This is a genomic window from Amycolatopsis sp. cmx-11-32, from assembly GCF_047608695.1.
GTDB lineage: Bacteria > Actinomycetota > Actinomycetes > Mycobacteriales > Pseudonocardiaceae > Amycolatopsis.
This window is the reverse complement of record NZ_JADNQN010000005.1, coordinates 18,193-42,070: the sequence shown is the minus strand read 5'-3', so window position 1 is coordinate 42,070 and position 23,878 is coordinate 18,193. Positions and strand designations below refer to the sequence as shown.

Sequence of the window (23,878 nt, the reverse complement as noted above, 5' to 3'; positions counted from 1 at the left end):
GGGGCGCGCTCGACGGGACACCGTGCGCGGATCGTGAGATTGTCGGTGCCCACCCCTACTGTGCCCGATCATGGACACCGGACGGCGGCCGGGGGCGGCACAACTCGCCTTCGACGAACTCGGAACACCCTTGCGGGACACCACTTTCGTCGTATTCGACCTGGAGACCACGGGGACGAAACCCGGCCCGGACGGGATCACCGAGATCGGCGCGGTCAAGGTCCGGGCGGGCGAAATCGTCGGCGAATTCGCCACGTTCGTCAACCCGGGGATGCCGATCCCGCCGCAGATCGTCGAGCTCACCGGCATCACCAGCGCGATGGTCTACGACGCTCCCCGCATCGAACGCGTGCTGCCCGCGTTCCTCGAGTTCATCTCCGGTGCCGTACTGGTGGCGCACAACGCCCCCTTCGACACCGGGTTCATGCGCGCGGCCTGCGAGGGGCACGGCTACCACTGGCCGAAGACGGCCGTCGTCTGCACGGTCCGGCTCGCCCGCCGGGTCATTTCCCGGGACGAGACGCCCAGCTACCGGCTTTCCGCGCTGGCCGCGTTGTTCGGGGCCAGGACGACGCCCAACCACCGCGCGCTCGCGGACGCGCGCGCCACCGTGGACGTCCTGCACGCGCTGCTCGAACGCGTCGGCAACGTCGGTGTCCACACGCTCGAAGAACTGCAGGACTACCTGCCCGAGGTCACCCCGGCCCAGCGGCGCAAACGTTCGCTCGCGGAACACCTGCCGTCGAGGCCCGGCGTGTACCTGTTCCGCGGCCCCAGCGACGAAGTCCTCTATGTCGGGACGTCGTCCGATCTGCGCCGCCGGGTCCGGCAGTACTTCACCGGTTCGGAGAGCCGGGGCCGGATCCGGGAGATGGTCGCGCTCGCCGAACGGGTCGACGCGGTCGAGTGCGCACACGCGCTGGAGGCCGCGGTCCGGGAGTTGCGGCTGATCGCCGCCCACCGTCCGATGTACAACCGCCGTTCCAAGAACCCACGGCACGCCTGGTGGGTCGCGCTGACCGAGGAGGCGTTCCCCCGCCTCTCGGTGGTCCGCATGCCGCGAGACGGGATGCTGGGGCCCTTTCGCAGCCAGACGGACGCCCGCTCCGCGGCGGACACCCTCGCCGGTGCCTCGGGGCTGCGAACGTGCACTCAGCGCATCTCGGCCGCCGCGCCGAGCGGCAAGCCCTGCGTCCTCGCCGAACTCGGCCGCTGCGGAGCGCCGTGCGCGGGACTGCAGACGGTCGAGGCGTACCGGCCCGGTGTGCTGGCGGTGTCCGGCCTCATCGCCGGGACGGACGGCAGGCCGCTGCGGGCCGCCGCCGATCAGCTCGCCCGGCTCGCCTCGGCGGAGCACTTCGAACAGGCGGCCCAGCATCGCGATCAGCTGGCCGGGCTGATCCGCGCGGTCGGCCGGGCGCACCGGCTGTCGGCGCTGGCGGGCATTCCCGAGCTGATCGCCGCCGGACCGGACGGGAAGGGCGGCTGGGAACTGGCGGTGATCCGGTACGGCAGGCTCGCGTCGGCGGGCGTCGCGCGGCGCGGGGTGCCGCCGATGCCGGTGGTCGAGCTGCTGGTGGCCTCGGCCGAGACGGTGCTCCCCGGTCCCGGCCCGCTCTTCGGCGCGATCTCGGAGGAGGTCCGCATCCTGCTGCGCTGGCTGACCCGGCCCGGGGTCCGGCTCGTGCGCACCACCCACCCGTGGGCGGAGGCGGCCGTCGCGGGCGGCTGGCAGGAGTGGCTCGACCTGGCGGCGAGTGCGACGGCACTGGAACGGGTCGCGAGCTAGGATCGCGGCACCGGATTCCCGCAAGTAGGAGGCGCTGTAGTGATCACCGCGATCGTGCTGATCCAGGTCGAAGCCGATGCGATCCCCGAGGCGGCACAGGCGATCGCGGACATCGAGGGCGTCCGCGAGGTCTACTCCTGCGCGGGCGACGTCGACCTGATCGCTTCGGTCCGGGTCGCGGCCCACGAAGACCTCGCGGATCTGATCCCGGCGAAGATCGGCAAGGCCCCCGGTGTGCTGAGCACGGTCACGCACATCGCGTTCCGCTCGTACTCGAAGGCCGACAGCGAGTCCGCGTTCGACATCGGCGTCGAGGGCGCCTGAGCGTCCCCAAGTACAGGAAGGCCCCCTTACTCGCGCCAGGCGCGAGTAAGGGGGCCTTCCTGTACTTCTGACGGGCTAGTGCCCGGAGGTGATCTCCTTGCGCTCCGCCGAGGGCTCGCCGCCGATGTCGTCGACCTTGCCGTTGCCGTGCCCGTTGGACCGGGCGCGCTCCAGCGCGGTCGTCTCCTCGACCGGGTCCGGCGACCAGGTCGAACCCGCGACGGCGTGTCCGGCCGAGCCGAGCTTGTTCATCTTCTTCGGCACCGACGCGCCCTGGTACTCGAGCGGCAGCGGGTGGCCGTGGCCGTCCACCGGGCCGAGCGGCTGGTGGATTTCGATGAACTCACCGTGCGGCAGGCGCTTGATGATGCCGGTCTCGACACCGTGCTCCAGCACCTCGCGGTCGGCCCGCTGGAGACCCAGGCAGATCCGGTAGGTGAGGTAGTACGCGATTGGCGGCAGCAGCAGCACACCGATCCGGCCCGCCCACGTCGTCGCGTTCAGCGAGATGTCGAAGGCGAACGCGATGATGTCGTTGAAGCCCGACAGCATGATGACCGCGAAGAACGTCAGGGCCATGATGCCCAGCGAAGTCCGGACCGGGACGTCGCGCGGACGCTGCAGCAGGTTGTGGTGCGCGGTGTCCTTGGACAGCTTTCGCTCGATCCACGGATACATCACCAGCAACCCGATCAGCAGTGGCATCCCGACCGCGCCGGGGAAGAACACCGCCGGGACCGTGTAGTTCCCGAGGTAGAGCTCCCAAGCCGGCCAGATCCGCAGCATGCCGTCGGCCCAGGCCATGTACCAGTCCGGCTGTGAACCCGCCGAGACCTGCGCCGCGTTGTACGGGCCGATGTTCCAGATCGGGTTGATCTGGAAGAGGCCCGACATCAGCGCGATGATGCCGGTGACCAGCGCGAAGAACGCACCGCCCTTGAGCGCGAAGACCGGCATGATGCGGACGCCGACAACGTTCGTCTCCTTGCGGCGCACGCCGGGGAACTGCGTGTGCTTCTGGTACCAGACCAGCGCGAGGTGCGCGCCCACCAGGGCGAGCATGATGCCCGGCAGCAGCAGGATGTGGATCGTGTACAGGCGCGGGATGATCTCGTTGCCGGGGAACTCCCCGCCGAACAGCGCCCAGTGGATCCAGGTGCCCATGACCGGCACCGAAAGCACGATGCCCGACAGGGTCGCGCGGATACCGGTGCCGGAGAGCAGGTCGTCCGGGAGCGAGTAGCCGAAGAAGCCCTCGAACATGCCCAGGACCAGCAGCAGCGCGCCGATGACCCAGTTCGCCTCACGCGGGCGACGGAACGCGCCGGTGAAGAAGATCCGGAACATGTGCACCATCATCGAGGCCACGAAGATCAGCGCGGCCCAGTGGTGCAGCTGGCGGACGAACAGACCGCCGCGGACGTCGAACGAGATGTCGAGCGTGGTCGCGAAAGCCCGCGACATCTCGACGCCCTGCAGGCCGGTGTAGCTGCCGTTGTAGACGACCTCCTCCATGGAGGGGTCGAAGAACAGCGTGAGGTACACACCCGACAGCAGCAGGATGATGAAGCTGTAGAGCGCGATCTCGCCAAGAAGGAACGACCAGTGGGTCGGGAACACCTTGTTGATCTGGTGCCGCATGCCCTTGGCAAGGTGATACCGGTCGTCGGCCCACTTGGCACCCGCACCCGCGGCCTTCTCGACCGGGTTCGTCCCCTTCGTCGGGGTGGTGAGTGAACTCATGACTTACGCTCCCAAAAGGCCGGTCCGACGGCCTCGTTGAAGTCTCCGCGCGCGATCAGAAAGCCCTCTTCGTCCACTGTAATCGGAAGCTGGGCCAACGGCCGCGTCGCCGGACCGAAAATCGGCTTGGCGTAGTGGAGCGCGTCGAACTGCGACTGGTGACAGGGGCAGAGGATGCGGTTGGTCCGCTGCTCGTACAGGGAGGTCGGGCAGCCGACGTGGCTGCAGATCTTCGTGTACGCGTAGTAGTCGCCGAAGTTGTAATCCTCCTGGTTCGCCCGCTTGACGACCTTGGCGGCGTCGGTGGGGCGAAGGCGGATCAGCATGACGGGGTTGTCGACCCGCTTGAAGGCGGCCGACAGCGCGTGCTCGTCCTCCCGCTCGGACTCGCGGAACGGGAACACCGTCTCCATGGCACCCGCGTCGAGGTCCTCGACCCTGACCAGGGAGACCTCGTGCGGGCGGCCGGTGTTGCGGCGCAGGTAGACGACCTCTTCAGGGAAGTTCTTCTTCCAGCCCGAGTGCCACAGCGAGTCGCGGCCCTCGGTGTCCTTCCACGGGTCCTTGATGAAGGACGCCACCGGCAGGGCGGCCACGGCGAGGCCGAGCACACCGGCGCCGGCGCCCGCGGACCGCTTGATCAGCGACCGGCGCGCGATGGTGCTGTCGCTGCCCGAGTGGGCCAGCTGGGCGAGGATGGTGGCCTTGTCGACCTCTTTCGACCCGCCGTCCCCACGCTCCTGCACCGCGACCTCGGCCGGGATGAACTTCTTGGTGTAGAGGACGGCGCCGATGCCGATGGCGAGCACGGCCAAGCCGAGCGTGACACCGAGCAGCGGCGTGTACAGCGTGTACATGGTGTAGCCGGTCTTGCCCGGCTCCTTGTACTCGAACCAGTGCGGCCACGCGAGGAGGACCACGAACGCGAGACCGGACAACGCGGCCAGCACGAACCAGAAGGCGACGGCACGCTCTGCGCGCTTCTCCGCCCGCGTCCCCTCGACCGGCCACGGCTTCGGGTACTCCACGATCTCGACCCCGTCGAGGGCGGTACCCAGCTTGACGAGCTGGTCGCGATCCATGTCCGCCAACTCCGCCTCTGTCGGCGGCTTCGGCCCTTCGGCGCTCATGCCTTCGATCCAATCCACAACGTCACGCCGATCAGCGCGGCGATCCCGACGATCCACGCGATCGCGCCCTCCGAGGCCGGGCCAAGTCCGCCGAGCGAGCTACCGCCGGGGGAGTTCTTCCCGTCACTCACGGACTTCACGAACGCGATGATGTCCTTCTTCTCCTCCGGCGACAGCTGCCGGTCGGAGAACTTGGGCATGTTCTGCGGCCCGGTGAGCATCGCGGTGTAGATCTGCTCCTCCGTGGCCGGGTCCAGGTTCGGGGCGAACTTGCCCGACGAGAGCGCGCCGCCACGGCCGGTGAAGCCGTGGCAGGAGGCGCAGTTGAGGCGGAAGAGCTCGCTGCCGCGCGCGACGTCCTCGCCGCGCAGCGCGTCACCCTTCTCGGTGGGACGCTGCACGCCACCGCCGTTGGCCTGGATGTAGGCGCCCAGCGCGTTGATCTCGGCCTCGGACAGCTTCGGCGGCTTCCGCTGCGCCTGGGCTTCCTGGCGCACCGCGGGCATGCGACCGGTCGAGGTCTGGAAGTACACGGCCGCGTCGCCGATGCCGATGAGGCTCGGGCCACGGTCGGTGACACCTTCGAGCTTCGGCCCGTGACATTCGATACACGTGTTGTTGTAGAGCTTCTCGCCCTCGCGCAGGAGGGCGGACTCGCCCTGCGCCCGCGCGGTCTGCGGCTCCGGTGCGAAAACGGCGTACAGCCCGCCCACGCTCAACAGCGCGATCCCGAGTGCCAGCGCGCCGGCGAACCGCCGGTGCAGCTTGGACCGCGCGCGAAATCGGCGGCGCTCCGTCTTGTCCTTACTGGAGGTCATCTTGCGGCAACCCTTGCTGTCAGTTCAGGCCGATAGGTCGTGGTGGGGGCTTCGATCACGGAAGGATGTAGATCACCGCGAACAGGCCCACCCACACGATGTCGACGAAGTGCCAGTAGTACGACACGACGATCGCCGAGGTGGCCTGGGCCGGGGTGAACTTGCTCAGCTTGGTGCGGATGAGCAGGTACACGAACGCGACGAGCCCGCCAATGACGTGCAGGCCGTGGAACCCGGTCGCGAGGTAGAAGACCGTTCCATACGCGCCGGACGGGATGGTCAGCCCCTCGTGGATCAGGTTGACGTACTCGTAGCCCTGACCGCCGACGAAGATCGCGCCCATGATCAACGTGATGATGTACCAGCGGCGCAGGCCGAACACATCGCCCTTTTCGGCGGCGAACACGCCGAACTGGCACGTGAACGACGACGCCACGAGGATCACGGTGAACGGGATCGCCAGCGCGATGTTCAGGTGGAAGGGCTCACCGTGCAGCGGCGGCGGCCACTGGCCGGACGCGTTCTGCGCCTTCACGGTGAAGAACATGGCGAACAGTCCGGCGAAGAACATCAGTTCGCTGGACAGCCACACGATGGTGCCGACACTGACCATGTTCGGCCGGTTCAGCGAGTGGACCCGCTGGCTGATGGTGGGAGCTGCCGTTGTCACGCATCGCATTATGTCCTCTCACGCATGGCGCCCGCCGGGTGGGTCCACGGCAAGTCGCGTGCGTGTCGGGTCACATCTGAACGAAAGAGGGAACAGGGCTACTCATGGGTTTACTAGATCGGCTTCGTGACCTGGTCAAGAAGCCGAACCTCCCAGGTCTGACGGTCGACACGCCCGGCGTGGAGGTCGTCGCGGAGGCCTTCGAACCAGCCGAGGCGGACTCTTCGGTGCTGGCGAGATCACCCGCTTGGGTCGCCGAAGCACCGGCGATCCTGCGCCACCACTTGAAACTTCCGCCTGAAAAGGTGGCGGAGGCGACCGTGATCCTCGCTCAGGACGGCTGGGAGCTGCGAGAACAGGGGCCGGACGGCGACCTCACACTGGCGCACGCACTGCGCGTCCAGACCCTCGACGCGCTGCACTGCGCGCAGGAACGGTCGCGGATGGCGGGGCTCGCGCAGCGGCTCGGCGGCGATTCACTGGGCTGGGACGCGCTTCAGCTTCCGAGGCGGTACACGTGATGTCGGTCATGGCGGATAACATCGCGGGGTCGACATGACTAGACGAGGCGGAGGCGCGCTCATGGGCGAGCAGGCGATGCGGATCCTGGTGTTCAGCCACAAGCCGGAGGTGCGCGAGGCGATCATCAACGCCGTCGGCCGCCGTCCCGCCGCCGACCTCGGCCGGGTGGACTACACCGAGGCGTCCGGCATCTCCGAGGTGCTCGTCGAGATGGACGCGGGCAACGTGGACCTGGCCATCCTCGACGGGGAGGCGCAGCCGACCGGCGGTATCGGGCTGACCCGCCAGCTCAAGAACGAGATCGAGAACTGTCCGCCGATCGTGGTGTCGGTGCGGCGCAAGGACGACCGCTGGCTCGCGACCTGGTCACAGGCCGACGCGGTGCTGGTCCACCCGCTCGACCCGCTGACCGCCGCCGAGACGGTCGCCGACGTGCTGCGCGCCCGGCGAGTGCCGGCCGTGCACGGCTGAGCCGATGAGCGCGGCCGCCAAGACCTGGCCGTCCCTGCTCAACCAGCTCATCGCGCGCGCGGACCTCTCCGAAGAGGACACCGCGTGGGCGATGGACCAGATCATGAGCGGGGCGGCGACGCCCTCACAGATCGCCGGATTCGCCGTCGCGCTGCGCGCGAAGGGCGAGACACCGGCGGAGATCTCCGGTATGGCCGACGCCATGCTGGCGCACGCCAAACGGGTGACGATCGACAGGCCGTCGGTGGACATCGTCGGCACCGGCGGCGACCGGTCCAATTCGGTCAACATCTCCACCATGGCCACGGTGGTCACGGCCGCGGCCGGCGCCCCGGTGGCCAAGCACGGCAACCGCAGCGCGTCGTCGAAGTCCGGTGCCGCGGACGTACTGGAGGAGCTGGGCGTCACCATCGACCTGCCGCCGGAGATGGTCCAGCGCAGCGTGAACGAACTGGGGATCGGCTTCTGCTTCGCGCCGAAGTTCCACCCCGCCCTGCGCCACGCCGGCCCGACGCGCGGTGAACTCGGCGTGCCGACGACGTTCAACCTGCTGGGCCCGCTGACCAACCCCGCGCAGCCGCGCAGTTCGCTGATCGGCTGCGCCTACGAGGACAAGACCCGCGTGCTGGCCGAGGTCTTCGCTCGTCGCGGGATGACCGTGCTCCTCGTCCGCGGCGACGACGGGCTCGACGAGATCACCACCACGACCACGAGTTCGGTGTGGGTGGTCTCCGGCGGCGAGATCACCGAGCAGACCTTCGACCCGTCGTCACTGGGCATCCCGCGAGTGACCGCGGAGGACCTGCGCGGCGGCGACGCGGCGTACAACGCCGCGGTGTTCCGCCAGGTGATGGCCGGGAAGACCGGTCCGGTGCGAGACGCGGTGCTGCTCAACTCGGCGGCCGCGCTGGCCGCGTTCACCGGCTTTTCCGGGTCGCTGGAAGACGACCTCGCCGCGGGCCTGGCGCGGGCGGCCTCGGCCGTCGACTCGGGTGCGGCGGCCGACCTGCTGAACCGGTGGATCGCCTTCGCTTAGCTTCGCGCGTGCTATGAAAGGACCGTTCCTTGCAAATTTTGCAAGGAACGGTCCTTTCATAGCGTTGGGGAGCGGAGCGACCGTCCCCGGGAGCGACCCGTGAGCCGGCCGTAGGCGCACCTGCTTCAGCGGAGGTTGCGAAAGTGGCTTTCGCAACACGCGCGCTGCAGTGAAAGTCCCGTTCATCACACCGGGAGCCCCTAGGAAGCGGTACTGAACCGCGCCCGGTAAGCCGAAGGCGTCAGTCCCGTAGCCCGCCGAAGCTGGATCCGCAGGTTCGCCGCGGTACCGAAACCCGAAGCCCGCGCCACCCGGTCCAGCCGCTGCTCCCCGCGCTCGATCAGCCGGCACGCGAGCGCGATTCGTTCCGTCGTGAGCCACGCCAGCGGCGTCGTCCCCAGTTCGGCCCGGAACCGCCGGTGCAGCGTCGCCTGGCTGGCCGCCGCCCGCGCGGCGAGGTCGGCGACGGTGAGCGGCCGGTCCAGCCGTTCGCGCGCCCATTCCAGCACCGGCGCCAGTGAGGTGTCCGGCACCGACGGCACCGGGCGCTCGACGAACTGCCGCTGGCCACCGTCGCGGTGCCCGGCGAAAACCAGCCGCCTGCTCACCGCGTTGGCGATCTCGGCGCCGTGGTCGCGGCTGATCAGGTGCAGCCCCAGATCGAGCGCGGCGGCGCTGCCCGCCGCGGTCAGGACGTCGCCGTCGTCGACGAACAGGACGTCCGGTTCCAGCCGCACTTCGGGGAACAAGGCCCGGAACCGTTCGGCCCATCTCCAGTGCGTCGTCGCGCGCCGTCCGTCCAGAACGCCCGCCTGCGCGAGAATGAACGCGCCGGTGCAGAAGCTCACCAGCCGGGCGCCCCGCGCGGCCGCGTCACGGATGGCCGTCAGTACGGGTTCCCTGGCTGGGTGCTCCGGATCGGGCCGATTGGGCACGATCACCGTATCGGCGGATTCCACGGCTTCGAGCCCGGCGACACCGGTGAGGGTGAACATCCCCAGGTGCATGCGCACGGACGGCTCGGCGGCGCACAGCGTGAAGCCGTACCAGGGCCGGTCCAGTTCCGGCCGCCGCAGGCCGAAGAGCTCGGTCGCGACGCCCAGTTCGAAGGGGTTGGACCCCTCGTCGACCAGAACGGCGACCTCGTGCGAGAAATCATGCGACATATGCGATTCCTAGCACTCACCCCTCGGAGGGTCCAGTGGCCAGGATCGGGTCATGAGCAAGCAGCCGATCGATCTCCAGACCGCCTTGGCCGGATTCGACGAGATCTGGAGCCCGCGGATCGTCGCCAACGTCAACGACTACGACGTCCGCCTCGCCAAGGTCGCGGGCGAGCACGTCTGGCACGTCCACGAGAACACCGACGAGTTCTTCCTCGTCCTCGACGGGAACCTCGACATCACGTTGCGCGAGGAGGCGGGAGAGCGGGTCGTGACGCTGCCTAGCGGCTCGGTGTTCGTCGTCCCGCGCGGCACCTATCACAAACCGTCCTCAGTGGATGGTGCGTCGCTACTGCTCTTCGAACCGACCGGAACCCTTTCGGTCGGCGACAGGCACGAAGAGGTGCCCGACCATGTCACCGTCACCGTCGGACAAAAAATCTCCTTCTAGCCAACGGAAAACGTCCTGCGATAGGCGCTCGGACTTGTTCCGCGGAGCTTGCCGAACTGGTGCCGCAGCGCAGCCGCGGAAGCGTACCCGCAGGCGACCGCGATGTCCTCAATGGACAGACGGCCTTCTTCGAGCAGCGACTGGGCGCGATCGAGCCGGCGTTCGGTGAGCCACCGGTGCGGGGTCGTGCCGGTGGCCGCCGAGAACCTGCGCAGGAACGTGCGCTCCCCCAAGCCGCTGCGGCGGGCGAGTTCCGCGACGGTGAACGGCTGATCCAGCCGCCGCTCGATCCATTCGAGCGCTTCGGCGAGCACGGTGTCGTCCGGCGCGGCGGTCTCGGGGACCGGCGCCTGCACGAATTGCGCTTGCCCGCCGACCCGGTGCGGCGCCGCGACCATCCGCCGAGCCAGCGCGGTGGCCGCGGCGACACCGCGTAGTTCGCGCACCAGATGCAGGCACAGGTCGACGGCGGCGACGGTCCCCGCACTGGTGAGGACGCCGCCGTCGTCGACGTACAACGCCTTCGGGTCGACCTTCGCCGTCGGGAAGCGCGACCGGAATTCCTGCTCGTAGACCCAATGCACAGTGCAGTTGCGCTCGTCGAGAAGCCCCGCGTAGCCGAGTGAGAAGACGCCCGCGCAGAAACCCGCGACCCAGGCGCCCCGGCTCGCCGCGACACGCAAGACTTCGAGGACCGGCTCCGGCGGGCTCGCGCTCCGCGGTGCGCAGGTCGGGACGATCAGCAGGTCGGCGGACGCCGCGAAGTCCAGGCTCTCCAGCCCGTCGAGTCCGAATCCGGACCAGCTCAGGACGTTCTCCCCGCCTGGGGAGCAGACCGCGAAGTCCCAGCCCTCGATGCCGTCGGCGCTGCGATCGGTGCCGAAGACCTCGCACGCGACGCCGAGTTCGAACGGCGAGACCTGGTCGGCGAGCACCACCGCGACCTTCTTCACATCCATCCGAGCAGTGTGTCATAAGTTTTGCAGTCAATGTCATCTCTGACACTGGTCGGACCTTCGCGCGAGAGCGAAAGTGGTCGCCATGACCAAGAACAACCCCCTGCTGCAGTGGACGGCCGCGATGGCACTGTCCGGCACGATCGGCGCCGTCGTCCTCGAAAGCGGTGCCGACGCACCAGCCGTGGCGTTCGCGAGGAGCCTCGTCGGCGGCCTGCTGCTCCTGGTGTGGAGTGCGGCTCGCGGCTGGCTACGCCCGTGGACGCTGACCCGCCGTGACCTGCTGCTCGCCATCCTCGGCGGACTGTTCCTGGTCGGGAACTGGGTCCTGCTCTTCGCTTCTTACGCGCTGTCGTCGATCTCGGTCAGCACCGTCGTCTACCACACGCAGCCGCTGATGCTGGTCGGTCTCGCCGCGGCGTTCCTCGGCGAGAAGATGGTGAAGAGCCAGCTGGTCCGGGCGCTGATCGCGTTCGGCGGGGTGACGCTCATCTCGCTGTCCGCGCACGGTGCCGACGGCGAACCCGTGCGACTGGCGGGAATCGCGCTCGCCCTCGGCGCGGCCGCGCTCTACGCCGGCGCCTCGTTCGTCGCGAAGCAGCTCAAACACCTGCGCCCGCACGTCCTGGCGGCGATCCAGCTGGTGACCGGCACGATCGTGCTCGCACCCGCGCTGCTCGTCACGCCGCTGCCCACGGACACCTCGGGGCTGCTGTGGCTGGTTCTGCTGGGGACCGTGCACACCGCGCTGATGTACGTCCTGATGTACGCGAGCATCGGCAAGCTACCGACCGCGACGGTGGCGCTGCTGTCCTACGTCTATCCGGTGGTCGCGGTAGTGGTGGACATCCTCGCCTACGGGCACCGGCCGACGTGGCTCGAGAGTGTGGGAATGCTGGCCGTCCTGGCGGCGGCGCTGGCGCCGAAGCGAGCGGCCAAGCGGGCATCGGAGTTCGAAGTGAGGGAGGCTGCGGTGACTGGTCGGCACAGTGCCTCGTGAGTCCCGACCCACGCAAAAGCGGCGCCCCACTCCTTTTCCTGGAGCAAGGCGCCGTCTTCACTGCTTTCAAGCGTCACTCGTGGTTCGGACCGGTGTGGTACTCGAACACCAGCCCGCCGATGGCGACGATCACCAAGCCCAGCGCGATGATCAGCAGCCAGATGTGGAAGAACGCGAGCGCGACACCGGTCAGCGCGGCGGCCGCCGCGAGACCGATCGGCCAGTAGCTGCCGGGGCTGAAGAAGCCCAGCTCACCGGCGCCGTCGCTGATCTCGGCGTCTTCCCGGTCCTCCGGCCGCGGCTCGATGCGCCGCGCCACGAACTGCAGGTAGCTCCCGGCCAGGAAGGCCAGGCCACCGGTGAGGATCAGGGCCACCACACCGACCGGCTCGACGCCGTCCCGGGTCATCGTTCCGGTCATGTACGCGTAAACACCCGCCACGACGACGGAGAAGACCGCGACGAGGAAGAAAATCCGTCCTTCGACCTTCATGGACGTTGCCTCACTCCTGTTTCGGGCTCGAACAGCCGGGTCAGTTGGACGCGACCCGCGCGGTGCGGTCGGTGTTGAACGGGGTGGTGGTGACGGCGTAGGGCGCGCACAGGTCGCCGCAGTTCATCGCCGTCAGTGCCTCGGAGGCCGTGTTCGGCTTGCCGCTCTTCGGGTTCACCGCGCCGCGGAGTTGGATGTACTGCGCGTACTTGTCCGGCGACAGGGCCCTGACCTCGAAGTTCATCCCCGAGTGGTAGGTGCCGCACAGTTCGGCGCAGCGGCCGACGAACGAACCTTCCCGGTCGATCGAGTTCTGAAAGGTGAAGTCCTGGTTGTTCTTCTCCGGGTCCGGCATGACGTCCCGCTTGAAGTGGAACTCCGGCACCCAGAACGAGTGGATGACGTCCGCCGACCGCAAGTTGTACTGGATCGTCTTGTTCGTCGGGAGAACGAGCAGCGGGATCTCGGTCGAGCTGCCGACCGTGGTGATCTCGGGGTCGTCGTGGTTCTTGGAGTCGCTCTTGTACTTGAACTCCCAGTTCCACTGGAACGCGACGATGTCGACCTTGACGTCCGGTTTGTCCGTCTCGGCGAGCACGCGGTTCTCGGTGGTCGCGGTGAAGAAGAACAGCACGCAGACCATGATCGTCGGGACGATGACCGTGAAGAGCTCCAGCGGGATGTTGTACTGGAACTGGCGGGGCAGTTCCTCCTCCGCGCCGTCGGCGGTCTTCTTCTTGCGGTGGAAGATCGCGGTCCAGAAGATCAGCGCCCAGACGATGACACCGACGACCAGCGCGGCGACGACCGTCCACGTCCACAGGGTGCGCATGTCGTGCGCCTGCGGGGTCACCCCGACCGGCCAGCCGAAGCGAAGGATCTCGTCCCCGGAACAGCCCGTCGCGGTCAGCATCACCAGCGCGGCGAGCGCTGCGACGCGACCAGACCGCTTAACCGGGATGCGCTCTGGATTTCCCACTGCGCCTTGCCCTTTCACCCAGAGCCTCCTCGACCGATCTTTGTGACATGGCGGAGCCTAGCCGAGTTACGGGGCCGCGCTGACCAAGGGGTGACCACAACACGCGTATCCCCCACCACATCCGGGTGTACGTACGCACGGGCATACTGGGCCCTTCTCCCCCGCTCGGCCAACAAAGAGGTGTGTGAACTAGACGTGTGCGGCCTGCTTGGACTGATCTGTTCGACCGAAGCCGACGCGGCAGGCGCCCGTGAAGCGGTCGACGCCGCCATGCGCTGCCAGCGGCACCGCGGCCCCGACGAGCACGACACCTGGGCCGACGCCGAGGTGGTCTACGGCTTCAACCGGCTGGCCTTCATCGACGTCGACCACTCCCACCAGCCGCTGATCTGGGGCCCGCCGGAGGCTCCCGAGCGCTACACGCTGAACTTCAACGGCGAGATCTACAACTACCGCGAACTGCGTGACGAACTGGCCGCCGAGCACGGTGCGAAATTCACCACAGAGGGCGACGGCGAGGCGATCGTCGCGGCGTACCACTACCTCGGCGACGACGCGGTGAAGAAGCTGCGCGGCATGTTCGCCTTCATGATCTGGGACTCCCAGGAGAAGGTCGTCTTCGGCGCGCGCGACCCGTTCGGCATCAAGCCGCTGTTCTACTCCGCAGGCCCCGGCAAGGTCGCCTTCTCGAGTGAGAAGAAGAGCTTGCTGGAGCTCTCGAGTGTGCTCGGCGTCGAGGACAAGTTGGACCGGACGGCCCTGCAGCACTATCTGGTGCTGCAGTACGTGCCGGAGCCCGAGTCGCTGCACACCGGGATCCGCCGCGTCGAGTCCGGCACGTCGTTCCGGGTGGTCCCCGGCGGCGACGTCGAATTCACCCGCTACTTCCACCCGCAGTTCACCGCGAAGCCGGTCAACGGACAGGCCGAGGCGGAAGAACTGTACGAGCGCATCGCCGACGTGATGCGTGACTCTGTCGGCAAGCACATGATCTCCGACCCGGACGTCACGGTCGGCGCGTTCCTCTCCGGCGGCATCGACTCCACGGCGACCGCGACGCTGGCCAAGGAGCACAACCCGAACCTGATCGCGTTCACCACCGGTTTCGAGCGCGAGGGCTACTCCGAGGTCGACGTCGCCGCGGAATCGGCCGCCGCGATCGGGGTGAAGCACGTGATCCGCACGGTGTCGGCGGACGAGATGATGGAGGCGCTGCCGCTCATCGTCTGGTACCTCGACGACCCGGTGGCGGACCCGGCACTGGTGCCGCTGTGGTTCATCGCCCGCGAAGCACGTAAGCACGTCAAGGCGGTGCTGTCCGGCGAAGGCGCCGACGAGCTGTTCTGCGGTTACACGATCTACAACGAGCCGATCTCGCTGGCGCCGTTCGAGAAGATCCCCGGCGGGATGCGGAAGATCATCGGCAAGGTCTCCACGAAGATCCCCGAGGGCACCCGCGGCAAGGACCTCCTTCGGCGCGGGGCGCTGCCGCTGGAAGACCGCTACTACGGCAACGCCCGCAACTTCCGCGACGACCAGCTCCGCAAGGTGCTGCGCACGTACGAGGAAGGTGTCGGCTTCAAGGACGTCACCGCTCCTTGGTACAAGATCTCCGAGGACTGGGACCCGGTCGCGCGGATGCAGCACGTCGACCTCTACACCTGGCTGCGCGGCGACATCCTGGTCAAGGCCGACAAGGTGACCATGGCGAACTCGCTGGAACTGCGCGTGCCGTTCCTCGACGCCGAGGTGTTCAAGGTCGCCGCGACCATCCCGCTCGACCAGAAGCTCGCGCACGGCACCACGAAGTACGCGCTGCGCCAGGCGCTGGCGAAGATCATCCCGGCGCACGTGCTGAACCGGCGCAAGCTCGGCTTCCCGGTGCCGATCCGGCACTGGCTGCGCAACGAGATGTACGACTGGGCCAAGGGCATCATCTCGGACTCGCAGACCGACGCGCTGCTCGACAAGAAGGCCGTCCTGGCCCTGCTCGACGAGCACAAGGCCGGTCAGCTCGACCGCAGCCGTCAGCTGTGGGCGCTGCTGGTGTTCATGCTGTGGCACGGCATCTTCGTCGAGAACCGCATCAAGCCCGAGGTGCCGGAACCCGTTTACCCGGTGAAGCTCTAGTCAGCGTCCGGTAAGTCTGTTCGATGGCTTCGTGATCCAGACTTGCCGGACACAGCCTAGTCACGACTCGCCCTGACCGGACGCCGCTGAAGGGGCCCTTCACCGCATCTCACGCGGTCAAGGGCCCCTTCGCTGCATTACATGAGGGGAAAGTCCCCTTCAGCTCACTCCGGCAGGATCGCCGCGATCTGCTCGGCGGACTCCGGACCGAAGGCTTCCTTGAGACGGCCCAGGACGTCAGCGCGATCGAAGGCCCACTCCTGCGTCCCCACGGTTTCCAGCACCAGCACGGCGATCAGCGAACCCAGTTGCGCCGCGCGCTCCAGGCTGAGCCCGCCGTCGATACCGGCGATGAACCCGGCGCGGAAGCCGTCGCCGACGCCGGTCGGGTCGACCTTGCCGCGCTCCGGGACCGCACCGACCTGCAGCGCGAGGCCGTCCTTGCCGATGATCTCGACGCCCTTCTCCCCGAGCGTCGTGATCCGCATGCCGACGCGGTCGAGGACGTCGGCCTCGGTCCAGCCGGTCTTCTGGAGCAGCAGTTCCCATTCGTAGTCGTTGCTGAACAGGTACTTCGCGCCCTCGACGAAGTCGCGCACCTGCGCGCCGTCCATCCTCGCCAGCTGCTGTGAGGGATCGACGGCGAAGGTGTAGCCGCGCTGGCGGCACTCCTCGGCGTGGCGGACCATGCCTTCGGGGTCGTCCGGGCTGATCAGCACGAGCGACAGCTCACCGGCGTGCGCGGCGACCGGCTCGAGTTCGATGTTGCGGGATTCGGCCATCGCACCGGCGTAGAAGGTGGCGATCTGGCAGAGGTCCTCATCGGTGGTGCAGACGAAGCGGGCGGTGTGCGCGACCTCGGAGACCAGCACGCCCGTGGTGTCGACGCCGTGCCGCTCGAGCCACGAGCGGTAGTCGGCGAAGTCGGCGCCCACCGCGCCGACCAGGATCGGGTGCTTGCCGAGCACGCCGAGGCCGAAGGCGATGTTCGCGCCGATCCCGCCCCGCCGGACGACGAGGTCATCGGCCAGGAAGCTCAGGGACACGCGGTGCAGCTGCTCGGCGACGAGCTGCTCGGCGAACCTGCCTGGGAAGTGCATGAGGTGGTCGGTTGCGATACTGCCGGATACTACGATCCTGGCGCTGTCTGCCACCGGTTCTCCTTGATCGGTCGGCCTCGCCGAAAACGAGGACGGCTAAGTTACCCGCAGGTCATGCCCCATATGGGTTGCTTCAGGCACGGCCATGAACACTACCGGTTAGTAGTGGTGTCCTAGTCGAACGTGAGTCATTAACTTGTCGTTCGTGACCACTTCCGCGTATGACCTCGAACCGGACTCGATCGGCGAACTCATCGCCGACTGCGCCGGCATCCCGTCGTCCCTCCAGGCCGAGAATCTGCCACTGCCCCGGCAGATCGCTCCGCCCTGGACCGTGGACGAGCGGTGCCTCGCCCAGGTCGCCGATCTGGACGCCTACGTTTGATCTCGCTTCGGGCATGAAAAAGGGCCGCGACCTCGGGGAGGTTCGCGGCCCTTTTTCATGCCCGAAGCGGGTCAGTGGAAGCTGTCGCCGCAGGCGCAGCTGCCGGTCGCGTCCGGGTTGTCGATCGTGAAGCCCTGCTTCTCGATCGAGTCGACGAAGTCGATCACGGCGCGCGAAACGTACGGCGCGCTCATCCGGTCGACGGCCACGCGGAGCCCGTCGAAGTCCCGGAACAGGTCGCCGTCGAGCGTGCGCTCGTCGAAGAACAGCTGGTAACGCAGGCCGGCGCACCCACCGGGCTGGACGGCGATGCGCAGGTGCATGTCGTCACGGCCCTCCTGCTCGAGCAGGGCTTTCGCCTTGACGGCGGCGGCATCGGTCAACGTGACGCCGTGGGTCTCCTCGGCGGCTTCGGCCTGAGCTGCGGCTGCCTGCTCAGCGGTCGTCATGGTTCTCCCTCTGGTCGAACTCGCTGCGGGTACTCGTCTTGGTCCTTGGTCCAACACGGCGGAGTCCCGATCTGTTCCCCTCCATGGTGACATATCGCTCGGCCTGGTGCGTGGCACCGTGACGCCCGCGACTACCCTGGTGAGGTGAGGTTCCTGCGCCGTAGCACCACAGACTCCGCCACGACCGACACCGACACCCTCGACAACGAGGCCGTCGAGGTCCAGGCCAAGGCGTATACGCCCGGAAAGGGCAAGGCCACGCCCAAGCGGCGTGAGGCCGAGGCCAAGCGCCGCGGCCCGGTGGCGCCCCCGCCGACCACCATGCGCGAGGCGATGAAGCGCAACAAGGAACTCCGCAAGTCCGCGAAGTCCGACCCGGAGTACAAGGCGAAGCAGCGCAACGCCGCCAAGGAACGCCGCGAGAAGATGATGGCTGGCGACGACAAGTACCTGCTGCCGCGTGACCGCGGCCCGGTCAAGGCGTACGTCCGCGACCTGGTCGACTCGCGGCGCAACCTGCTCGGTCTCTTCATGCCGCTCGCGATCCTGGTGTTCGTCGCCCTGCTGGTGCCGTACCCGGACGTGCAGCGCTACGCGACGCTGCTGTGCACCGTGATGCTGCTCGGCATGATCGTCGAAGGCGTGCTCAGCGGACGCCGGATCTCGAAGATGGTCCGGCTGAAGTTCCCGAACGAGACGGTCAAGGGCACTTCGATCGGCTGGTACTCCTTCATCCGCGCGAGCCAGATCCGCAAACTGCGCGTCCCCAAGCCGCGGGTCAAGCCCGGCGACAAGGTCTGAGCAGGCGAAACCCAGGTCGTTAGCGTGGCTAACGGACTGGGGTAGAGTCGCGCCCATGGAGTTTCGACGACTAGGCCGCAGCGGCCTCAATGTCAGTGAGATCTCGTACGGCAACTGGCTCACCCACGGGTCCCAGGTGGAAGAAGACCAGGCCCAGGCCTGCATCAAGGCCGCGCTCGACGTCGGCATCACCACCTTCGACACCGCGGACGTCTACGCGAACACGGCCGCCGAATCGGTGCTCGGCCGCGGGCTCCAGGGCCTGCGCCGCGAAAGCCTGGAGATCTTCACCAAGGTCTACTGGCCGACCGGCCCCAAGGGGCCCAACGACCAGGGGCTGGGCCGGAAGCACATCATCGAGTCGGCGAACGCTTCACTGAAGCGGCTCGGCACCGACTACGTCGACCTCTACCAGGCGCACCGGTTCGACCGGACCGTCCCGCTCGAAGAGACCTTCCTCGCCTTCGCCGACCTCGTCCGCCAGGGCAAGGCGCTCTACATCGGCGTCTCGGAGTGGACCGCCGAGCAGATCACCCAGGGCGCGGCGATCGCCCGCGAGCTGCAGGTGCCGCTCGTCTCGAACCAGCCGCAGTACAACGCGCTGTGGCGGGTCATCGAGGCGCAGGTCGTCCCGGCGTCCGAGCGTGAAGGCCTCAGCCAGATCGTCTGGTCGCCGATCGCACAGGGCGTGCTCACCGGCAAGTACAAGCCCGGTCAGCCGCTGCCCGAGGGCTCCCGCGCGACCGACGAGAAGGGCGGCGCCAACATGGTCGCCCGCTTCCTCAACGACGACGTCCTCGAGCGCGTCCAGCGGCTCCAGCCGATCGCGGACAAGGCGGGCCTGACGCTGGCCCAGCTGTCCGTGGCCTGGGTGCTGCAGAACCCGAACGTCGCCTCGGCGATCATCGGCGCTTCGCGGCCGGAGCAGGTGCACGAGAACGTGAAGGCGGCCGGTGTGAAGCTGGACGCGGACCTGCTCGCCGCGATAGACGAGGCCCTCGACGGCGTCACCGAGACCGACCCCACCCTCACCCGCAGCCCCTGATCCACTGCAACTAGTCGACTAAACGCGGACACCTTTCCCGCATTTAGTCGACTAGTTGCTTGAGGTTGTCTTGCGTCTAATCCCCGTGCACACGGGACTGGTACGCGATCTGACCGTCTAGGTCGAGTGCGTCCCCCGGCGCGCGAAGCGGGTCGATTCCCAAGCCTCGCAACAACCTGCTCGCGCCGGCGACCCGGTCACCCGTCTGGCCGTCGAGCCGCTCCGGCCGGTGACCCCGCTGGATCAGCAGGCCCTCGACGTCGTCGATCAACCGGTACGGGTCGTAGACCTGCTGTTCAGGCATGGCCACCGCCGGGAACCCAGGTGTTCCCAGTGATCCTCTCGTAGACCTCGGTGTAGCGCCTGCGGGTCGCTTCGACGATCTCGTCCGGGATCGCGGGGCCGGGCGGCGTCTTGTCCCAGCCGGTGCTCGCGGACCAGTCGCGGACGAACTGCTTGTCGAACGCGTGCTGCGTGCGGCCGGGCCGCCAGTCGTCGGCAGGCCAGAAACGCGAGGAGTCCGATGTGAGAACCTCGTCCCCGAGGGTCAGCACACCGTCGGCGTCGAACCCGAATTCGATCTTGGTGTCGGCGATGATGATGCCGTTCTTCGCCGCGTGCTCCGCGCCCTTGGTATAGACCTCGAGCGTCAGGTCGCGGATGCGATCCGCGGTCTCCTTGCCGATGTCGTTCACGACGTCGGCGAAGGTCATGAACTCGTCGTGGCCGGTGTCGGAGATCTTCGTGGTCGGCGTGAAGATCGGCTCGGGCAGCTTGTCGGCTTCGATGAGACCGGCGGGCAGTTCGACACCCGACACCTTGCCGTCGCGCTGGTACTCGCGCATTCCGAGCCCGGTGAGGTAACCACGCGCGATGCACTCGACCTGGATCATCTTCAGCGGCTTGCACCGCGTGGCGCGGCCGGCGAATTCGACGGGCACGTCGGTCGTGGAGAGCACGTGGTTCGGCACCACGCCGGCCATCTTTTCGAACCACCAGGCGGAAAGCTGGTTCAGCAGCGCGCCCTTGTCCGGGATCGGGGTCGGCAGCGAGACGTCGTAGACCGAAACACGATCCGACGCGACGAGCAGAATGTCGCCGTCGACCTCGTAAAGGTCCCGTACCTTACCCGCGTGAATGTGCTTCATGCCCCGTCCTCGATGTTGTATTCGTAGAAAATCCACTGATTCGGCAACGCCGCGGATTCGCCGTACTCGAGCACGTCGCCCTCCGCGGACAGGAACCTGTTGCGGCTCAACAAGATCGCCGAACCCTCGGCCACTCCGAGTTCTGCCGCGTCCTCGGCACCCGCCAGCCCCGCGGCGTGCTGAGAATGAGTCGACGTCAGAACCCGGCCTGTCCGGTCCGCCACATATTTGACCGTGCCTTCGACTATCCGCACCGGTTCGAACAGCAACGGTGCCTTCGCCGCGATCGCGCCGTCGAACCACGAGACTGACGTCGACACCGGACGGTCTTCGCCCGCGTACGTGGTCCGCCGCCGCCGGATCGCGGGAGCGCCTTCATCGATTCCGAGCGCACCCGCCACCCGCTCCGGTGCCGGGACGAGCCCGGCCGCACGGATTTTCGCGTAGTGGCCCGGTGGATAGACCTTGCCGGTTCGCGCGATCGAGGTCGTCCGATCGTGCGCGGAGCGGTGCAGCGATCTGGTCTGCACCACTGTCCCGACGCCGCGGACCGCACGGACCAGACCTTCGGCCCGAAGCGTGGAGAGCACCTTCATCGCCGTCGCCATCGCGACGTTCCAGTTTCTGGCGATCTCACGCGCGGACGGGACCGCGTCGCCTTCCTTGAGCCTGCCCGAAACGATGTCGTCGCGAATGTTTCCCGCGATCTGGAGATACGGCGGTTCAGGTCGGTCGACGGCGGGCAAGGTGACTCCTCACAAGGTCGCGCGGTGCGCACAAGCGTTCTAGCACACCAATGGGCGAGCACCAAGGATCCTGCTCACACCCCATTATTACGTACTAGTACACATTCTGGACGGTGCTCTAGTACACCTGTTACTCTCCGCAGAGTTCCCAAAACCCGTTGGGGGGCTCGATGAACCATCTGAGCATCGACGAACTGCTCGAGGAGCTTCGAAGACGCCGGTGGGTTGTCTACATCTTCGGTCCCCGGGAGGAACCGGAGGTCTGTGCCGCGGTGTTCCAGTGGGACACCTGCGCCGACGTCCTCGTCCTCCGCGGTGAGGAACGGGCGACCGCCTTCCGGGTCACGACCCTCCCCGACACGGACGTCTTCCGCCCGGCGCTCGTCTCCTGGCAGTACCACTCGACGGCCGCCTGGACGCTGCGCGCGGTGCTCACCATCCCGCCACCCGGCGACGCCGCCGCGCCGATCCAGTTGCTGCAACCACATCCGGACTGCGTGATCCCGATGGAAGCGCGCCAGCCGGTCACCATCCTGCCCGCCAACGGGACCAAGGCCGACCAGGGAGATCCCTAACCTCGGCCGATCACCTGCTCGGCGACAACGAGGTCGTGCGGGTAGGTGATCTTGAGGTTCTCCGCGCTGCCTGGAACCCACCGCACCGGCAGCGCGGAGAACCTTTCCATGCACGAAGACGTGTCCGTGCCGACGAAACCTTCGCGCTCGGCCGTTTCGTACGCCTCCAGCAACGGAGCGGCGCGGAAACCCTGCGGCGTCTGCACCCGGATCGCGCCGGGCAGCGCGCCGGAAACGCTGTCGCCGTCCACGCGCACGATGTCGTCGGCCGCGACCCCTGGCACCGCTCCCCCGTACCGCCGCGTGTCGGCGAGGACGTCCGCGATCAGTTCCGGGGTGACGAGCGGACGGGCCGCGTCGTGCAGCAGCACCGCGTCGATCTCGCCGTCCTCGATGCGGGAAGTCAAGCGGCGCAAGGCGTTCAGCTCCGAACCCTGGCGCGTCGCGCCGCCGTGGACGAGTTCGACCTCACCCGGATGCGAGGCGAGCACCTCTTCGGCGAGTTCGGTGTCCTGCGGCCGGATGACCAGCACGAGCACGTCGACACCGGGCACGCGGGCGAAGGCGTCGAGCGACCACGCGACGACGCGCCTGCCCGCGACCGGCAAGTAGACCTTGTTGAGCTTGGCGCCGACCCGGGTACCCGCTCCGCTCGCGAGCACCACCCCGGCGGCCTTCGTCTGAGCCACAGGCAACTCTGGCACAGTCGGGTCGGTAGGTTGGGCGCGGCCACCAAAGCGATCCGAAGGGCAAGGCGTTGGACGACGAAATCCTCGAGTTCGCCGAAGCAGAACAGCCTGATGAACACGCACGCTCGGCGGCGATCGCCCTGCACTCGAAGCTGATCAAACCCGCGGGGTCACTGGGCAGGCTCGAAGAACTGGGCGTGTGGGTCGCGGCCTGCCAGGGCCAGTCCCCGCCGCGCCCGTTCACGCGGCCGCGGGTCGTGGTGTTCGCCGGAGACCACGGCGTCGCCGCGAAGGGCGTCTCGGCGTACCCGGCCGAGGTCACCGCGCAACTCGTCGGCAGCATGCTGACCGGCAGCGCCGCCATCAACGTGCTCGCGGCCTCGGCGGGAGCGAGCGTGCGCGTCGTCGACATGGCCGTCGACAGCGACGCTCCGGCGACGCGGTCGATCGGCGAGTTCAAGGTACGGCGCGGGTCCGGTTCGATCGACGTCGAGGACGCGCTGACCGACGACGAGGCGCGTGCCGCCGTGCGCGCGGGGCGCGCGATCGCCGACGCCGAGGTCGACGGCGGGGCCGACCTGCTCATCGCGGGCGACCTCGGGATCGGGAACAGCACCCCCGCCTCGGTGCTGGTCGCGGCATTGACCGGCAGCGAACCGGTGGCCGTCGTCGGCCGCGGTTCGGGGATCGACGACAACGCCTGGATGCGCAAGGCCGCTGTGGTCCGTGACGCGCTGCGGCGGGCGAGGACCGTGCTCGCCGACCCGGTCGCGCTGCTGCGTACCGCCGCCGGCGCCGACATCGCCGCGATGGCGGGATTCCTCGCGCAGGCCTCACTCCGGAAGACGCCGGTGATCCTGGACGGCCTGGTCGCCGGGGCGGCCGCGCTGGTCGCCGAGGAACTCGTCCCCGGCGCGCGGCAGTGGTGGGCCGCGGGCCAGCGTGGCGGCGAACCCGCGCACGCGCTGGCGCTGGAGCACCTCGACCTGGACCCGATCCTGGATCTGGATGTGCGCCTCGGTGAGGGGACGGGCGCGGTGGCGGCGCTGCCGCTGGTGTTCATGGCGACGCGCGTGCTCGCGGAGATGGCGACGCACGAGCAGGCCGGGGTGAGCGGGCCGCTGATAGAGGCCCCGGCTTCCTGAGGCTGTTCGGGCCCCGCCTGCCGCAAGTAGTCCTCTAGTTGCGGTTGGCTCGGGTGCCCCGACGTGTGATGAACGGGACTTTCATGGCGAATTTTGCACTGAAAGTCCCGTTCATCACAC

27 protein-coding genes are annotated in these 23,878 nt (G+C 68.0%); 13 read left to right on the top strand and 14 right to left on the bottom strand.

Annotation, left to right across the window (positions count from 1 at the left end):
• Window positions 1-70 precede the first annotated feature (70 nt).
• Window positions 71-1,789: a DEDD exonuclease domain-containing protein gene (locus tag ACM6LR_RS16290; RefSeq protein WP_414938021.1), complete on the top strand. Its 1,719-nt coding sequence runs from the start codon at window positions 71-73 to the stop codon at window positions 1,787-1,789.
• Window positions 1,790-1,828: 39 nt separating this feature from the next.
• Window positions 1,829-2,113, top strand: a complete 285-nt coding sequence (locus tag ACM6LR_RS16285; protein WP_414938020.1) for an Lrp/AsnC family transcriptional regulator — start codon at window positions 1,829-1,831, stop codon at window positions 2,111-2,113.
• 75 nt (window positions 2,114-2,188) lie between these two features.
• Here the strand turns inward: ACM6LR_RS16285 and ACM6LR_RS16280 are convergent, their stop codons facing one another.
• Genes ACM6LR_RS16280 through ACM6LR_RS16265 form a run of 4 tightly spaced genes read right to left on the bottom strand, consistent with a single transcriptional unit; the run spans window position 2,189 to window position 6,483 of the window.
• Window positions 2,189-3,856 (bottom strand): cytochrome b, encoded by a 1,668-nt coding sequence (locus ACM6LR_RS16280; RefSeq protein WP_414938019.1) that lies wholly within the window; start codon window positions 3,854-3,856, stop codon window positions 2,189-2,191.
• Window positions 3,853-4,986: a ubiquinol-cytochrome c reductase iron-sulfur subunit gene (locus ACM6LR_RS16275; protein WP_414938018.1), complete on the bottom strand. Its 1,134-nt coding sequence runs from the start codon at window positions 4,984-4,986 to the stop codon at window positions 3,853-3,855. Before ACM6LR_RS16275 ends, ACM6LR_RS16280 begins: the two co-directional genes overlap by 4 nt.
• Window positions 4,983-5,804, bottom strand: coding sequence for a c-type cytochrome (locus tag ACM6LR_RS16270; protein ID WP_414938017.1), 822 nt, complete (start codon window positions 5,802-5,804; stop codon window positions 4,983-4,985). The genes ACM6LR_RS16275 and ACM6LR_RS16270 overlap by 4 nt, the downstream gene beginning before the upstream one ends.
• A gap of 55 nt (window positions 5,805-5,859) precedes the next feature.
• Window positions 5,860-6,483 (bottom strand): cytochrome c oxidase subunit 3, encoded by a 624-nt coding sequence (locus tag ACM6LR_RS16265; protein WP_414938016.1) that lies wholly within the window; start codon window positions 6,481-6,483, stop codon window positions 5,860-5,862.
• Window positions 6,484-6,578: 95 nt separating this feature from the next.
• On the opposite strand from ACM6LR_RS16265, the gene ACM6LR_RS16260 reads away from it, so the two are divergent.
• From ACM6LR_RS16260 to trpD, 3 genes are all read left to right on the top strand, one after another.
• Entirely contained in the window at window positions 6,579-6,995 is a 417-nt protein-coding gene (locus ACM6LR_RS16260) for a hypothetical protein (protein WP_414938015.1), read from the top strand.
• A 61-nt stretch (window positions 6,996-7,056) separates the two neighbouring features.
• A complete protein-coding gene (locus ACM6LR_RS16255) occupies window positions 7,057-7,467 on the top strand; it encodes a hypothetical protein (RefSeq protein ID WP_414938558.1) in 411 nt (136 codons plus the stop codon).
• Window positions 7,468-7,471: 4 nt separating this feature from the next.
• A complete protein-coding gene (gene trpD, locus ACM6LR_RS16250; RefSeq protein ID WP_414938014.1) occupies window positions 7,472-8,503 on the top strand; it encodes an anthranilate phosphoribosyltransferase in 1,032 nt (343 codons plus the stop codon).
• A 200-nt stretch (window positions 8,504-8,703) separates the two neighbouring features.
• Here the strand turns inward: trpD and ACM6LR_RS16245 are convergent, their stop codons facing one another.
• Entirely contained in the window at window positions 8,704-9,669 is a 966-nt protein-coding gene (locus ACM6LR_RS16245) for a helix-turn-helix domain-containing protein (RefSeq protein ID WP_414944047.1), read from the bottom strand.
• 52 nt (window positions 9,670-9,721) lie between these two features.
• Between ACM6LR_RS16245 and ACM6LR_RS16240 the strand changes: the two genes are divergently transcribed.
• Window positions 9,722-10,117 (top strand): cupin domain-containing protein, encoded by a 396-nt coding sequence (locus ACM6LR_RS16240; RefSeq protein ID WP_414944046.1) that lies wholly within the window; start codon window positions 9,722-9,724, stop codon window positions 10,115-10,117.
• On the opposite strand, the gene ACM6LR_RS16235 is transcribed toward ACM6LR_RS16240, so the two are convergent.
• Window positions 10,114-11,076: a GlxA family transcriptional regulator gene (locus ACM6LR_RS16235; protein ID WP_414938011.1), complete on the bottom strand. Its 963-nt coding sequence runs from the start codon at window positions 11,074-11,076 to the stop codon at window positions 10,114-10,116. The two genes, ACM6LR_RS16240 and ACM6LR_RS16235, sit on opposite strands and share 4 nt — an antisense overlap.
• A gap of 82 nt (window positions 11,077-11,158) precedes the next feature.
• Here ACM6LR_RS16235 and ACM6LR_RS16230 point away from each other — a divergent pair, with 82 nt between their 5' ends.
• Window positions 11,159-12,073 carry a DMT family transporter gene (locus tag ACM6LR_RS16230; protein ID WP_414938010.1) on the top strand — a complete coding sequence of 305 codons (915 nt, stop codon included), beginning with the start codon at window positions 11,159-11,161 and terminating at the stop codon, window positions 12,071-12,073.
• A 73-nt stretch (window positions 12,074-12,146) separates the two neighbouring features.
• Here the strand turns inward: ACM6LR_RS16230 and ACM6LR_RS16225 are convergent, their stop codons facing one another.
• Both ACM6LR_RS16225 and ACM6LR_RS16220 read right to left on the bottom strand, forming a co-directional pair.
• Entirely contained in the window at window positions 12,147-12,566 is a 420-nt protein-coding gene (locus ACM6LR_RS16225; RefSeq protein ID WP_414938009.1) for a cytochrome c oxidase subunit 4, read from the bottom strand.
• A gap of 40 nt (window positions 12,567-12,606) precedes the next feature.
• Window positions 12,607-13,545 carry a cytochrome c oxidase subunit II gene (locus ACM6LR_RS16220; protein WP_414944045.1) on the bottom strand — a complete coding sequence of 313 codons (939 nt, stop codon included), beginning with the start codon at window positions 13,543-13,545 and terminating at the stop codon, window positions 12,607-12,609.
• Window positions 13,546-13,740: 195 nt separating this feature from the next.
• On the opposite strand from ACM6LR_RS16220, the gene asnB reads away from it, so the two are divergent.
• Window positions 13,741-15,675, top strand: coding sequence for an asparagine synthase (glutamine-hydrolyzing) (gene asnB, locus ACM6LR_RS16215; protein WP_414938007.1), 1,935 nt, complete (start codon window positions 13,741-13,743; stop codon window positions 15,673-15,675).
• A gap of 164 nt (window positions 15,676-15,839) precedes the next feature.
• Here asnB and ACM6LR_RS16210 read toward each other — a convergent pair whose 3' ends face one another.
• Entirely contained in the window at window positions 15,840-16,829 is a 990-nt protein-coding gene (locus ACM6LR_RS16210) for a carbohydrate kinase family protein (RefSeq protein ID WP_414938006.1), read from the bottom strand.
• 142 nt (window positions 16,830-16,971) lie between these two features.
• Between ACM6LR_RS16210 and ACM6LR_RS16205 the strand changes: the two genes are divergently transcribed.
• Entirely contained in the window at window positions 16,972-17,160 is a 189-nt protein-coding gene (locus ACM6LR_RS16205) for a hypothetical protein (protein WP_414938005.1), read from the top strand.
• 71 nt (window positions 17,161-17,231) lie between these two features.
• Here the strand turns inward: ACM6LR_RS16205 and ACM6LR_RS16200 are convergent, their stop codons facing one another.
• Complete coding sequence (locus tag ACM6LR_RS16200) at window positions 17,232-17,609, bottom strand: HesB/IscA family protein (RefSeq protein WP_414938004.1); 378 nt, start codon at window positions 17,607-17,609, stop codon at window positions 17,232-17,234.
• A gap of 144 nt (window positions 17,610-17,753) precedes the next feature.
• Between ACM6LR_RS16200 and ACM6LR_RS16195 the strand changes: the two genes are divergently transcribed.
• Window positions 17,754-18,410 (top strand): DUF3043 domain-containing protein, encoded by a 657-nt coding sequence (locus tag ACM6LR_RS16195; RefSeq protein ID WP_414938003.1) that lies wholly within the window; start codon window positions 17,754-17,756, stop codon window positions 18,408-18,410.
• A 55-nt stretch (window positions 18,411-18,465) separates the two neighbouring features.
• A complete protein-coding gene (locus ACM6LR_RS16190) occupies window positions 18,466-19,455 on the top strand; it encodes an aldo/keto reductase family protein (protein ID WP_414944044.1) in 990 nt (329 codons plus the stop codon).
• Window positions 19,456-19,531: 76 nt separating this feature from the next.
• On the opposite strand, the gene ACM6LR_RS16185 is transcribed toward ACM6LR_RS16190, so the two are convergent.
• From ACM6LR_RS16185 to ACM6LR_RS16175, 3 genes are read right to left on the bottom strand one after another with little or no spacing between them, the layout of a single operon-like run.
• Entirely contained in the window at window positions 19,532-19,759 is a 228-nt protein-coding gene (locus tag ACM6LR_RS16185; protein WP_414938001.1) for a hypothetical protein, read from the bottom strand.
• Complete coding sequence (locus ACM6LR_RS16180) at window positions 19,752-20,603, bottom strand: phosphoribosylaminoimidazolesuccinocarboxamide synthase (RefSeq protein ID WP_414938000.1); 852 nt, start codon at window positions 20,601-20,603, stop codon at window positions 19,752-19,754. The genes ACM6LR_RS16185 and ACM6LR_RS16180 overlap by 8 nt, the downstream gene beginning before the upstream one ends.
• Window positions 20,600-21,349, bottom strand: coding sequence for a GntR family transcriptional regulator (locus ACM6LR_RS16175; RefSeq protein ID WP_414937999.1), 750 nt, complete (start codon window positions 21,347-21,349; stop codon window positions 20,600-20,602). The genes ACM6LR_RS16180 and ACM6LR_RS16175 overlap by 4 nt, the downstream gene beginning before the upstream one ends.
• Window positions 21,350-21,519: 170 nt before the next feature.
• Here ACM6LR_RS16175 and ACM6LR_RS16170 point away from each other — a divergent pair, with 170 nt between their 5' ends.
• Window positions 21,520-21,924: a hypothetical protein gene (locus ACM6LR_RS16170; RefSeq protein WP_414937998.1), complete on the top strand. Its 405-nt coding sequence runs from the start codon at window positions 21,520-21,522 to the stop codon at window positions 21,922-21,924.
• Here the strand turns inward: ACM6LR_RS16170 and ACM6LR_RS16165 are convergent.
• Window positions 21,921-22,589, bottom strand: a complete 669-nt coding sequence (locus ACM6LR_RS16165; RefSeq protein WP_414938557.1) for an IspD/TarI family cytidylyltransferase — start codon at window positions 22,587-22,589, stop codon at window positions 21,921-21,923. The two genes, ACM6LR_RS16170 and ACM6LR_RS16165, sit on opposite strands and share 4 nt — an antisense overlap.
• Window positions 22,590-22,681: 92 nt before the next feature.
• Here ACM6LR_RS16165 and cobT point away from each other — a divergent pair, with 92 nt between their 5' ends.
• On the top strand, window positions 22,682-23,758 hold the full coding sequence (cobT, locus tag ACM6LR_RS16160) for a nicotinate-nucleotide--dimethylbenzimidazole phosphoribosyltransferase (RefSeq protein WP_414937997.1): 1,077 nt from the start codon (window positions 22,682-22,684) through the stop codon (window positions 23,756-23,758).
• The last annotated feature ends 120 nt before the right edge of the window (window positions 23,759-23,878 follow it).

Excerpts from the sequence above, each read along its gene's own strand:
- ACM6LR_RS16260 (WP_414938015.1), top strand. The coding sequence starts at position 6,579 with ATGGGTTTACTAGATCGGCTTCGTGACCTGGTCAAGAAGCCGAACCTC.
- ACM6LR_RS16225 (WP_414938009.1), bottom strand. The coding sequence starts at position 12,566 with ATGAAGGTCGAAGGACGGATTTTCTTCCTCGTCGCGGTCTTCTCCGTC.
- ACM6LR_RS16235 (WP_414938011.1), bottom strand. The coding sequence starts at position 11,076 with ATGGATGTGAAGAAGGTCGCGGTGGTGCTCGCCGACCAGGTCTCGCCG.
- ACM6LR_RS16170 (WP_414937998.1), top strand. The coding sequence starts at position 21,520 with ATGAACCATCTGAGCATCGACGAACTGCTCGAGGAGCTTCGAAGACGC.
- ACM6LR_RS16185 (WP_414938001.1), bottom strand. The coding sequence starts at position 19,759 with ATGCCTGAACAGCAGGTCTACGACCCGTACCGGTTGATCGACGACGTC.
- ACM6LR_RS16230 (WP_414938010.1), top strand. The coding sequence starts at position 11,159 with ATGACCAAGAACAACCCCCTGCTGCAGTGGACGGCCGCGATGGCACTG.
- ACM6LR_RS16190 (WP_414944044.1), top strand. The coding sequence starts at position 18,466 with ATGGAGTTTCGACGACTAGGCCGCAGCGGCCTCAATGTCAGTGAGATC.
- ACM6LR_RS16265 (WP_414938016.1), bottom strand. The coding sequence starts at position 6,483 with ATGCGATGCGTGACAACGGCAGCTCCCACCATCAGCCAGCGGGTCCAC.
- ACM6LR_RS16290 (WP_414938021.1), top strand. The coding sequence starts at position 71 with ATGGACACCGGACGGCGGCCGGGGGCGGCACAACTCGCCTTCGACGAA.
- ACM6LR_RS16275 (WP_414938018.1), bottom strand. The coding sequence starts at position 4,986 with ATGAGCGCCGAAGGGCCGAAGCCGCCGACAGAGGCGGAGTTGGCGGAC.
- ACM6LR_RS16270 (WP_414938017.1), bottom strand. The coding sequence starts at position 5,804 with ATGACCTCCAGTAAGGACAAGACGGAGCGCCGCCGATTTCGCGCGCGG.
- ACM6LR_RS16180 (WP_414938000.1), bottom strand. The coding sequence starts at position 20,603 with ATGAAGCACATTCACGCGGGTAAGGTACGGGACCTTTACGAGGTCGAC.
- ACM6LR_RS16240 (WP_414944046.1), top strand. The coding sequence starts at position 9,722 with ATGAGCAAGCAGCCGATCGATCTCCAGACCGCCTTGGCCGGATTCGAC.
- ACM6LR_RS16255 (WP_414938558.1), top strand. The coding sequence starts at position 7,057 with ATGGGCGAGCAGGCGATGCGGATCCTGGTGTTCAGCCACAAGCCGGAG.
- ACM6LR_RS16200 (WP_414938004.1), bottom strand. The coding sequence starts at position 17,609 with ATGACGACCGCTGAGCAGGCAGCCGCAGCTCAGGCCGAAGCCGCCGAG.
- ACM6LR_RS16245 (WP_414944047.1), bottom strand. The coding sequence starts at position 9,669 with ATGTCGCATGATTTCTCGCACGAGGTCGCCGTTCTGGTCGACGAGGGG.
- trpD (WP_414938014.1), top strand. The coding sequence starts at position 7,472 with ATGAGCGCGGCCGCCAAGACCTGGCCGTCCCTGCTCAACCAGCTCATC.
- ACM6LR_RS16280 (WP_414938019.1), bottom strand. The coding sequence starts at position 3,856 with ATGAGTTCACTCACCACCCCGACGAAGGGGACGAACCCGGTCGAGAAG.